8 protein-coding genes are annotated in these 10504 nt (G+C 73.6%); 6 read left to right on the top strand and 2 right to left on the bottom strand.

Annotated elements, in window-relative coordinates:
• The 6 genes from dhaL to AB0J67_RS36235 form a co-directional block, all read left to right on the top strand.
• A partial coding sequence (dhaL, locus tag AB0J67_RS36260; protein WP_363489490.1) for a dihydroxyacetone kinase subunit DhaL occupies positions 1 to 591 on the top strand: 591 nt, incomplete at its 5' end.
• Positions 588 to 2171: a putative PEP-binding protein gene (locus tag AB0J67_RS36255; RefSeq protein ID WP_363489488.1), complete on the top strand. Its 1584-nt coding sequence runs from the start codon at positions 588 to 590 to the stop codon at positions 2169 to 2171. The genes dhaL and AB0J67_RS36255, both read left to right, overlap by 4 nt.
• A 221-nt stretch (positions 2172 to 2392) precedes the next feature.
• Positions 2393 to 3229 carry an MIP/aquaporin family protein gene (locus AB0J67_RS36250; RefSeq protein ID WP_363489486.1) on the top strand — a complete coding sequence of 279 codons (837 nt, stop codon included), beginning with the start codon at positions 2393 to 2395 and terminating at the stop codon, positions 3227 to 3229.
• A gap of 40 nt (positions 3230 to 3269) precedes the next feature.
• The gene (glpK, locus tag AB0J67_RS36245; protein WP_363489484.1) at positions 3270 to 4787 is read left to right on the top strand and encodes a glycerol kinase GlpK; all 1518 of its coding nucleotides are present in this window, start codon (positions 3270 to 3272) and stop codon (positions 4785 to 4787) included.
• A gap of 10 nt (positions 4788 to 4797) precedes the next feature.
• Positions 4798 to 6498, top strand: coding sequence for a glycerol-3-phosphate dehydrogenase/oxidase (locus AB0J67_RS36240; protein ID WP_363489482.1), 1701 nt, complete (start codon positions 4798 to 4800; stop codon positions 6496 to 6498).
• Positions 6499 to 6517: 19 nt separating this feature from the next.
• Entirely contained in the window at positions 6518 to 7969 is a 1452-nt protein-coding gene (locus AB0J67_RS36235; RefSeq protein ID WP_363489480.1) for a M1 family metallopeptidase, read from the top strand.
• A 9-nt stretch (positions 7970 to 7978) separates the two neighbouring features.
• Here AB0J67_RS36235 and AB0J67_RS36230 read toward each other — a convergent pair whose 3' ends face one another.
• Both AB0J67_RS36230 and AB0J67_RS36225 read right to left on the bottom strand, forming a co-directional pair.
• Positions 7979 to 9511, bottom strand: a complete 1533-nt coding sequence (locus tag AB0J67_RS36230) for a chloride channel protein (protein ID WP_363489478.1) — start codon at positions 9509 to 9511, stop codon at positions 7979 to 7981.
• A 58-nt stretch (positions 9512 to 9569) separates the two neighbouring features.
• The gene (locus tag AB0J67_RS36225; protein ID WP_363489492.1) at positions 9570 to 10409 is read right to left on the bottom strand and encodes a DUF5996 family protein; all 840 of its coding nucleotides are present in this window, start codon (positions 10407 to 10409) and stop codon (positions 9570 to 9572) included.
• Positions 10410 to 10504 lie beyond the last annotated feature (95 nt).

Below are 10504 nucleotides of genomic sequence, written 5' to 3'. Positions count from 1 at the left end.
GCCGCTCGTGCCTCCGAGTTGACCCGGATCCCCGCCTCTATCGGCGAACCCCACCCCGGCGTCAACATCACCCGGGGCTCGGGCGCGGGGCGCACCGCGCTGGCCGGGGCCGAGCCCGCCGGGGTGGGTGCGGTGTTCACGCTGGCCGGGTCGACGCTGGTGTCGAAGGTCGGCGGGGCGGCGGGGCCGCTGTACGGCAGCGCGTTCCGGGCGCTGGGCAAGGCCCTGCCGGAGGGCGGCGAGGTGGACGCGGCGGCGCTCGGGGCGGGTCTGCGGGCGGGCCTGGACGCGCTGCGCAAGCTGGGCGGGGCGGCGCCCGGCGACAAGACCATCGTGGACGCGTACGCCCCGGCGGTGGACGCGTACGACGCCGCGCTGCGCGAGCACGGGGGCGACGGCGACGGGGGACTGGCCGCGGCGGCCCGCGCGGCGGCGCAGGCGGCCGCCGAGGGCATGCGCGCCACCGTCGCGCTGCAGGCCCGCAAGGGGCGCGCCTCGTATCTCGGCGAGCGCAGCATCGGCCACCAGGACCCGGGCGCGACGTCGACCTGGCTGATCTTCCAGGCGCTCGCCGACGCCAGCGCGCCATGACCTCGGAGTTCTACTCCGGGGTCGCCGGTGCGCCCGGAGTGGCGGTGGGCCGGGTGAAGCACCTGACCTACGGCGGCAACGGCGAGCCGGTCACCGCCGGCCCGGCGCAGGTGGGCGCGGCGTTCGACGCGGTCGCGGCGCGGCTGCGCTCGACCGCGCAGGCGATGCGGGGCCGGGGCGAGAACGGCACGCCCGCCGACATCCTGGAGGCGACCGCGTTCATCGCCGACGACCCCGACCTGCGCTCGGCGGCGGTCGGCGCGGTCGAGAACGGAGTCCCGGCGGACCGGGCGGTGACCGAGGCCGCGGAGCGCTACGCGGCGGTGCTGGCGGGCCTTTCGGACCCGACGCTGGCCGCCCGCGCCGCCGACGTACGCCAGATCGGCCGGCGGGTGGTGGATCAGCTGCGGGCGCGGGCCGGCGAGCCGGGCGGGCCGGATCCGGTGATCCTGGTCGCCGAGGAGCTGGGCGCCGACGACCTGCTAGACCCGTCGGTCACCGTGGCGGGCGGGGTGTCCCGGCTGGGCGGCCCGAACGCGCACGTGGCGATCGTGGCGCGGGCGCTGGGCGTGCCGCTGCTGTTCGGCCTGACGCTGCCGCAGGCGACGGCGGGACGGCAGGCGGTGCTGGACACCGTCACGGCGACGCTGACGGTCGACCCGCCGCCGCACCGGCTGGCGGCGGCCCGGCAGGCGGTGGCGGCGGCGCGGGAGCGCCGGGAGGCGCTGGCCGCCCAGCGCGACCAGCCCGCGGTGACCCGGGACGGGGTGCCGGTGACGCTGCTGGTCAACGTGTCGACCGCGGCGGACGCGGTGGCGGGCCTGGCGGCGGGGGCGCGGGGCGCCGGTCTCATCCGCACCGAGGTGGCGTTCCTGACCGCGCGGCACTGGCCCACCCGGGCCGAGCACGCGGCGGCGCTGCGGCCGGTGCTGGCCGCGCTGGACGGGTTCACCGCGACCGTGCGCACGCTGGACTTCGCCCCGGACAAGCTGCCCCCGTTCCTGTGGGGCACCTCGGCGCGCCATCGCGGCCTGGAGCTGATGCTGGCCACGCCCCAGGCGCTGGCCGACCAGTTCGCGGCGATCCTCGACGAGGCGGACGGGTCCCGGCTGCGCGTCATGATCCCGATGGTCACCTCGGTGGCGCAGCTCGACCGCTGCCGGGAGCTGCTCACCGCCGCCGCGCAGGAGCGCGGGGTGGCGGTGCCGCCGCTGGGCGCGATGATCGAGCTGCCGGAGGCGGTGGCCGTCGCCGACGAGCTGGCCGCCGCCGCCGACTTCCTGTCCATCGGCAGCAACGACCTCACCGCCGCGCTACTCGGCCTGGACCGCCGCGACCCGTCGCTGACCCCGGCGCGGATCGCCGACCCGGCGGTGCTCGCGGCGGTGGTCGCGGTGGTGCGGGCGGGGCTGCGCCACGATCGTGACGTGTCGGTCTGCGGGGACGCGGCGGCCGACCCGGAACTGGTGCCGCTGCTGCTGTCGACGGGCTGCCGGACGCTGTCCGTGGCGCCGACGGCGCTGGACGAGGTGCGCGCGGCTGTTCGTGATGCGACGCTGGACGAGTCCGCACCCGAATGACATAGCGCCCATTTCGTACGCATCAACCCTGCACCCGCCATTCCCGGCAGGCGTGCCCTCCGATCGGCCTACGCTGGACCTGGATCGTTCTATGCTGGACACGTAGCGCGAGTGGATCACCGTTTCCGGTGGTCGGCGGCGGTGTATCGCCGCGACGGCACACTGATCGGCGCCGCACGGCTCATCGCTGCACCCGCGGACGACCGGGGGGCGGCACGGACATGGCGACAACCAAGACGAACGGCCTGTGGCGGGAACTGAGCGCCGAGTTCGCCGGCACGATGATCCTGATCCTGTTCGGTGTGGGTGTGGTGGCGCAGGTGGTCGCCGGCGGGCTGGGCGACCACGACAGCATCGCCTGGGCCTGGGGTCTGGGCGTCACGCTGGGCGTGTACACGGCCGCCCGGATCAGCGGAGCGCACATCAACCCGGCGGTGACGTTCTCGCTGGCGATCTTCAAGGGCTTCCCGTGGATCAAGGTGCTGCCCTACATCGTGGCGCAGTTCCTGGGCGCCTTCGTGGCGGCGCTGATCGTGCGCTGGAACTACACCGAGATGCTGCACTCGGTGGACCCGGGCCTGACGATCAAGACGCAGGGCGTCTTCTCCACGCTGCCGGGCAACGGCGCGCTGCCGATCGGCACCTGGGGCGCGTTCCGCGACCAGGTGATCGGCACCGCGATCCTGATGTTCATGGTGCTGGCTCTGACCGACCTGCTGAACCTGCCGCCGCTGGCCAACCTGGCCCCGCTGATGATCGGCCTGCTGGTGGTCGCGATCGGCATGGCCTGGGGCACGGCCGCCGGCTACGCGATCAACCCGGCCCGCGACTTCGGGCCCCGGCTGGCGTCTTATCTGACCGGTTATGAGTCCGCGTTCAGAGACCAGTATGGGAATCTCTATTTCTGGGTGCCGATCCTCGGGCCGCTGATCGGCGGGCCGCTCGGCGCGCTCCTCTACCAGCTCCTGATCGGCCGGCACCTCACGGTCGAGCAGGTGGAGGAGTCCGTCACGCCGGTCGGCACGGTCGGCGTGAAGGAGGAGGGCACCGGCAGGTGATCCGGCAAGGGATCGCGACGTTCAGGGAGAGGACGCGGACATGGCCGACTTCGTCGGTGCGATCGATCAGGGCACGACCAGCACCCGGTTCATGATCTTCGACCGCGGCGGCAACGAGGTCGGCAAGCACCAGCTGGAGCACAAGCAGTACCTCCCGCAGGCGGGCTGGGTGGAGCACAACCCGCTGGAGATCTGGGAGCGGACCAGCGCCGTCATCCGGACCACGCTGGCCCAGCGCAGGCTGCAGGCGTCCGATCTCGCCGCGGTGGGCATCACCAACCAGCGCGAGACCACGGTGGTCTGGGACCGGCGCACCGGGCGGCCCTACTACAACGCCATCGTGTGGCAGGACACCCGCACCGACCGCATCGCCGCGGCGCTGGACCGCGACGGCCGGGGCGACGTCATCCGGCGCAAGGCCGGGCTGCCGCCCGCGACGTACTTCTCCGGCGGGAAGATCCAATGGATCCTGGAGAACGTGGACGGCGTCCGCGACGCGGCCGGCCGCGGCGATGCGCTCTTCGGCAACACCGACACGTGGACGCTGTGGAACCTCACCGGCGGTCCGAACGGCGGCGTGCACATCACCGACGTCACCAACGCCAGCCGCACCATGCTGATGAACCTGGAGACGCTGGACTGGGACGACGAGCTGCTGTCCTTCTTCGGCGTGCCGCGCGCGATGCTGCCCGCGATCCGGCCCTCGTCGGACCCGGCGCTCTACGGCAGCACCCGCACCGACGGCCCGTTCGCCGGGGAGATCGCGCTGCCCGCCTCGCTGGGCGACCAGCAGGCGGCCACGGTCGGGCAGGTGTGCTTCTCGCCCGGCGAGGCCAAGAACACCTACGGCACCGGCAACTTCCTGCTGCTCAACACCGGCACCGAGCTGGTGCGCTCGAACGCGGGCCTGCTGACCACCGTCTGCTACCAGTTCGCCGACCAGCCCGCGGTGTACGCCCTGGAGGGCTCCATCGCGGTCACCGGCTCGGCCGTGCAGTGGCTGCGCGACCAGCTGGGCATCATCAGCGGCGCGGCGCAGAGCGAGGCGCTGGCCCGGCAGGTCGACGACAACGGCGGCATGTACTTCGTGCCCGCCTTCTCCGGCCTGTTCGCGCCGTACTGGCGCTCCGACGCGCGCGGCGTGATCGTGGGCCTGTCCCGCTTCAACACCAACGCGCACCTGGCCCGGGCCACCCTGGAGGCGATCTGCTACCAGTCGCGCGACGTGGTCGAGGCGATGGAGTCCGACTCGGGGGTGAAGCTGGAGTTCCTCAAGGTCGACGGCGGCATCACCGCCAACAAGCTGTGCATGCAGCTGCAGGCCGACATCCTCGGCGTGCCGGTGAGCAAGCCGGTGGTCGCCGAGACCACGGCGCTCGGCGCGGCGTACGCGGCCGGGCTGGCGGTCGGGTTCTGGAAGAACACCGACGAGCTGCGCCAGCACTGGCACGAGGACCAGCGCTGGGAGCCGCAGTGGACGCAGGAGCAGCGCACGGAGGGCTACAAGGGCTGGAAGAAGGCCGTCGAGCGGACCCTGAACTGGGTCGAGGTCGAGTAGGGGTCACCTCATGGACGTCGTTGCGCTCTCACCCGAGGCGCGCCGCCAGGCGCTGGCCGACATGGCCGCCCGGGAGCTGGACATCCTCGTGATCGGCGGGGGAGTGGTGGGCGCCGGGGCGGCGCTGGACGCGGTCACCCGCGGCCTGTCGGTCGGCCTGGTCGAGGCGCGGGACTGGGCGTCGGGCACGTCCAGCCGCTCCAGCAAGCTGATCCACGGCGGCCTGCGCTACCTGGAGATGCTGGACTTCGGGCTGGTCGCCGAGGCGCTGCGGGAGCGGGCACTGCTGCTCACCCGCATCGCCCCGCACCTGGTCAAGCCGGTGAAGTTCCTCTACCCGCTGACGCACCGGGTCTGGGAGCGGCCGTACGTCGGCTCCGGCGTGCTGCTGTACGACACGATGGGGTTGACCAGCGGCAACGGCCGCGGTGTGCCGCACCACCGGCACCTGAGCCACCGGCGGGCGCTGCGGGAGGCGCCGTGCCTGAAGAAGGGCTCGCTGGTCGGCGCCGTGCAGTACTGGGACGGCCAGGTCGACGACGCCCGGCACACGATGACGGTGGTGCGCACCGCGGCGTCCTATGGCGCGATGGTGGCCAACCGGGCCCGGATCACCGAGTTCCTGCGCGAGGGCGAGCGGGTGGTCGGCGCGACCGTCGAGGACGTGCTCAGCGGTGAGCGCTACGCGGTGCGCGCGCAGCAGGTGATCAACGCGACGGGCGTGTGGACCGACGAGACGCAGCGGATGGCCGACACCCGCGGCCAGTTCCACGTGCGCGCCTCCAAGGGCATCCACCTGGTGGTGCCGCGGGACCGCATCCAGTCGCGCACCGGGCTGATCCTGCGGACCGAGAAGAGCGTGCTGTTCGTGATCCCGTGGGGCCGGCACTGGATCGTCGGCACCACCGACACCGACTGGAACCTGGACCTGGCGCACCCGGCGGCGACCGCGCACGACATCAAGTACGTGCTGGAGCACGTGAACTCGGTGCTGGTCACCAAGCTGACCACGGCGGACGTGGAGGGGGTCTACGCCGGGCTGCGCCCGCTGCTGGCGGGGGAGTCCGAGCAGACCAGCAAGCTGTCCCGCGAGCACCTGGTCGGGCACCCGGTGCCGGGCCTGGTGGTCGTCGCGGGCGGCAAGTACACCACGTACCGGGTGATGGCCAAGGACGCGGTGGACGAGGCCTGCCGCAGCCTGGACCTGAAGATCCCCGAGTCGATGACGCACGAGGTGCCGCTGGCCGGCGCGGAGGGCTACCGGGTGCTGTGGAACCGGCGGCACCTGCTGGCGCAGGAGTCGGGGCTGCACGTGGTCCGGATCGAGCACCTGCTCAACCGGTACGGCTCGATGATCCACGAGGTGCTGCGGCTGGTCGCCGAGGACCCGTCGCTGGGCGAGCCGCTGCCGGGCGCCGACGACTACCTGGCCGCCGAGGCCGTCTACGCCGCGTCGCACGAGGGCGCGCTGCACGTCGACGACGTGCTGGCCCGGCGCACCCGGGCGTCGATCGAGACCTGGTCGCGCGGGGTGCAGGCGGCCCCGACCGTGGCCCGGCTGATGGGCGGCGTGCTCGGCTGGTCCGAGGCGGAGGTCGCCGAGGAGATCGAGGTCTATCTCGCGCGGGTGGAGGCCGAGCGGCAGTCGCAGCAGGAGCCCGACGACGAGTCCGCGGAGAAGGTTCGGCTGGCCGCGCCCGATCTTGGCTGACAGTCCCTAATGTAGTTTCATGCGATTTGGCCCATCAGGGCGTGATGTCACGATTTTCGGTAGCGCGCTGCTAGCGGGCGCGCTGCTGCTCGGCGGGTGCACCGGCACCGCGCCCGGCGCCACGCCGCCGATGGGCGTGGAGCCCGGCGGCAGGGCCGGCACCCCCGCCGAGCTGGACCTCGCCGGGCTCGGTGACCCGTACTTCCCGACCTACGGCAACGGCGGCTACGACGTCGCCGCGTACGACCTCAAGGTGAGGTTCGACCCGGCGTCCGGCCGGCTCGACGGCACCGCGACCGTGCGCGCGAAGGCCACCAGCCCGCTCGACCGGTTCCACCTCGACCTGATCGGGCTGTCGGTGGACCGGGCCACCGTGGACGGAGCGCCCGCCGGGGTGGCCCGCGAGGGCGACGAGCTGGTCCTCACGCCCGCGCGGCACATCGACTCCGGCAAGGACTTCACCGCGGTGGTGACCTACGGCGGCCGCCCGGCCGACTCGCCCGAGCGCGACGCCGAGAAGAACGGCTTCTTCCTCAGCCGCGCCGGCGCGGTCGCGGTCGGCGAGCCCCAGTCGGCGGCGTCGTGGTTCCCGGTCAACGACCACCCGCGTGACAAGGCCCGCTACACGATCGAGATCACCGCGCCGAAGACCATGAGCGCGCTGAGCAACGGCGTGCTCAAGGGCCGGACCGAGCAGGGCGACCAGGCCACCTGGCGCTGGGCCGTCACCTCGCCGATGGCGTCCTACCTGGCCACCATGGTGGTCGGCGACTACCGCGTCACGCAGACCGAGCACCGGGGCAAGCCGGTGATCAACGCGATCTCCGCGAGCGTCCCCGCCGGCGAGGCCGACCGCGCCCTGGCCCGCACCCCCGAGGTCTGCGACTTCCTGGAGGGCCTCTTCGGACCGTACCCGTTCGACGCGTACGGCGGCATCGTCGTCGGCGACAGCCGCGTCGACGCCGAGCTGGAGAACCAGACCCGGCCCGTCTACCTGCCCGGCACCTGGGCCGACGGGCCCAACACCAGCATCCTGGCGCACGAGCTGGCCCACCAGTGGTTCGGCGACAGCGTCTCGGTCGACTCCTGGCGCGACATCTGGCTCAACGAGGGCTTCGCGACGTACGCCGAGTGGCTGTGGGACGAGCACGAGGGCGGGCGCACCGTGCAGGAGCGCTACGACCGGTACTACCGCGACAAGCGCGACCGCATGTGGCGCGTGCCCACCGCCGACCCCGGCCGGGACGGGATCTTCTCCAGCGCCGTCTACGAGCGCGGCGCGATGACCCTGCACGCCCTGCGCAAGCTCATCGGCGACGAGAAGTTCTTCACGGTCATGCGCACCTGGACGGCCGACAAGCGCGACGGCAACGCCACCACCGCCGAGTTCGTGGCGCTGGCCGAACGGGTCGCCGGCCGCCCCCTCGACGCCTTCCTGCACCCCTGGCTCTACGGCACCACCCGCCCCTGACCCCCCGGGTCAGGGCTGCAGGTCGCGGCGAGGGCTGAGGCCGCGTTCGAGGATCTGCTCGGTCACGTAGGCGACCACGACGGCGATCAGCACGATCGGCGTCGTGCGGAAACCCAGCGGGCCCATCAGCAGCACCACCAGGACCACGGCGCTGACCGGCAGCGACATGATGGCCACCGAGGCCGCCGCCATGCCCGCCGCCATCGCCGGGATCGCGCCCAGCCCCGGCAGCGGACCCGCCAGCACGCCGAACACGCCGCCCAGGCTCACCGCCGGGAAGATCGGGCCGCCCCGCAGCGCCGCCAGCGACAGCGCGTACCCGGCGCTCTTGAAGATCAGCAGGGCCAGCAGCGGCAGCTCCGGCCACGCGGCCGGGTCGGCCGCCAGCGCGGCCAGCAGCTGCTGGCCCGACAACGCGGCCTCCGCCGGGGACCGTCCGGTGACCAGGGCGTACGCGGCGGCGCAGGCGCCCACGCCGAGCGCGGCGGCGAAGGTGCCGCCCAGCGGCCGCGCGGCGACCCACGGCACCACCTTGCGGGCGATCAGGCGCACCACGCGGATGCCCGCCGCGGTGAGGACCGCCAGCGGCACGGCCCAGAGCAGGTCGGGGAAGTCGGGGCGGAAGTCCGTCGGCGGGATGGGCAGGGTCAGCGAGCCGATGGGCAGGCCGGACCACACGCCCAGGCCGGTGAACACGATCGCGCCGATGCCCGCCGCCAGCAGGCACGGCACCACGACGATGGCCAGCGCCGCCCCGCTGAGCTGGACCATCTCGATGAGCAGCACGGCCGCCACCACCGGGCTGCCGAAGATCGCCGCGACCGCCGCCGCCGCACCGGACCCGGCGACGATCATCGACTTGCGGCTGCCCGGCTCGGCCCCCGCCAGGTGCGCGATCAGCAGCGCGAGCCCGCCGCCGCCCGCGATGAGCGGCGCCTCCGGGCCGAGCACCGCGCCCAGCGGGAGGCTCACCAGCGCCGCCACCAGCACCCAGGGCAGCTCGGCGCCGCTCGGCGGCGGACCGCCCATGCCGTCCACCGGGACGTGCCCGCCGTGGCCGGGCGCCCACCGCACCACCGCGCCCACCCCCAGCCCGGCCAGCGCCAGCAATGGCAACGGCCACCACCACGGCGGGGTGTCCGAACCGGTCAGCGCCTGCGGGAGGTCGCGCCAGATCCGGTGCTCGGCGGCGTGCAGCAGCGCCAGGAACCCGAACGCGGCCAGCGACACCGGCACGCCCACCAGCCCGGCTAGCGCCAGCGTGCGCAGGTAGCCGACACGGCGTACCAGGTCGGCCGGGTCCCCGGCGGATGTGGCGCCCGGGGGCAACCCGCCGGGCGATCCGGCTGCCGCGCCGCCAGGCCCGTCGGATCCTGCGCGGCTGGTTCGGGGCGGGTCAGCGGAGACCGCGCGGCCACCGCCGAGCCGGTCGTCAGGGTCCGCGTGCAGGCCGTCGGGCGGCCTGCCGGCACCCGTGCGCTTGCGGTCGGGTGGGCCGCCGGTCGCTGACCGTGCCGTGCGGGCGTCGTCCGAATCCGGCATACCGTCACCATAGGGGCGGCGGCCGGTGCCGCGTCGGGCGTTGGGCGGTTCGGCCGGGTCAGACCTCCAGCGACTGCCGGTCCCAGGCGCCCAGCTCCGCCGCGGCCTCGTAGGTGCACTGCAGGAACGTCATCAGCGCCAGGTCCGGATCGTCAGCCGTGCGCACCGCCTCGTACGGCAGCACGAACTCGCCCAGCTTCTCGTCGTAGCGGGCCTGCTCCGGGTCGATCGGCCAGTCGCGGAAGCCCGGCGGCTCCGGGTACGCGTACGCGTAGAAGATCCCCTCGCCCTCGCCGCCCGGCCAGTAACCGCAGCTGCTCACCTCGTGGCTGTAGGCCAGCAGGTTGACCCACTCGGGGCAGTTCGGCACGCCGCCCGGGTGCGGCGGCGCCTGCTCACCCGAGAACCGGGTCACTGCCAGGTCCAGCGCGCCCCAGAACAGGTGCACCGGGCTGACCTTGCCCTGGAAGCGCGCCCGGAACGCGGTCAGCACCCGCTGCGACTGCACCAGCGACTGCCAGAACCGGTGCGCGTACTCCGCGTCGTACGAGCAGTGCTGCTCGTCGTCCCGGAACGGGATCACCTCCGGCAGCTCCACCGGCCGGGCCATGATGTCGACCGGCATGCCCAGCGAGGTCAGCGCGGACATCACCGCGTCGTGGAAGTCCGCGACGGTACGCGGCCGCAGCTCGACCTCGCGCTGCTCGCCGCGGGTGGTGTGCAGGTCGAGCACGTGCCGCTGGAAGTCGAACACGATCTCCAGCCCCGCCGTGCCGTACGGCATCAGCGAGGTGGTCAGGCCGCGCGAGCTCACGTAGAGCGGCACCTGCCACCAGTGGTTGACCATCGGCTCCAGCGCGAGCCGCACCTTGCCCACCACCTGGGTCCACAGGTGCAGCGCCGTGGAGAACTCGGCCCGCTACCAGCTCACCGACATGGACCGGCGCCCGGACGCGCGCGGCGTACGGCCGCTGGACCGCTCGGCGCCGGTGC

Source organism: Catellatospora sp. NPDC049609 (genome assembly GCF_040675365.1).
Classification (GTDB): Bacteria; Actinomycetota; Actinomycetes; order Mycobacteriales; family Micromonosporaceae; genus Catellatospora.
The sequence above is the reverse complement of the archived record's forward strand: the minus strand, read 5'-3'. Positions and strand labels throughout refer to the sequence as shown.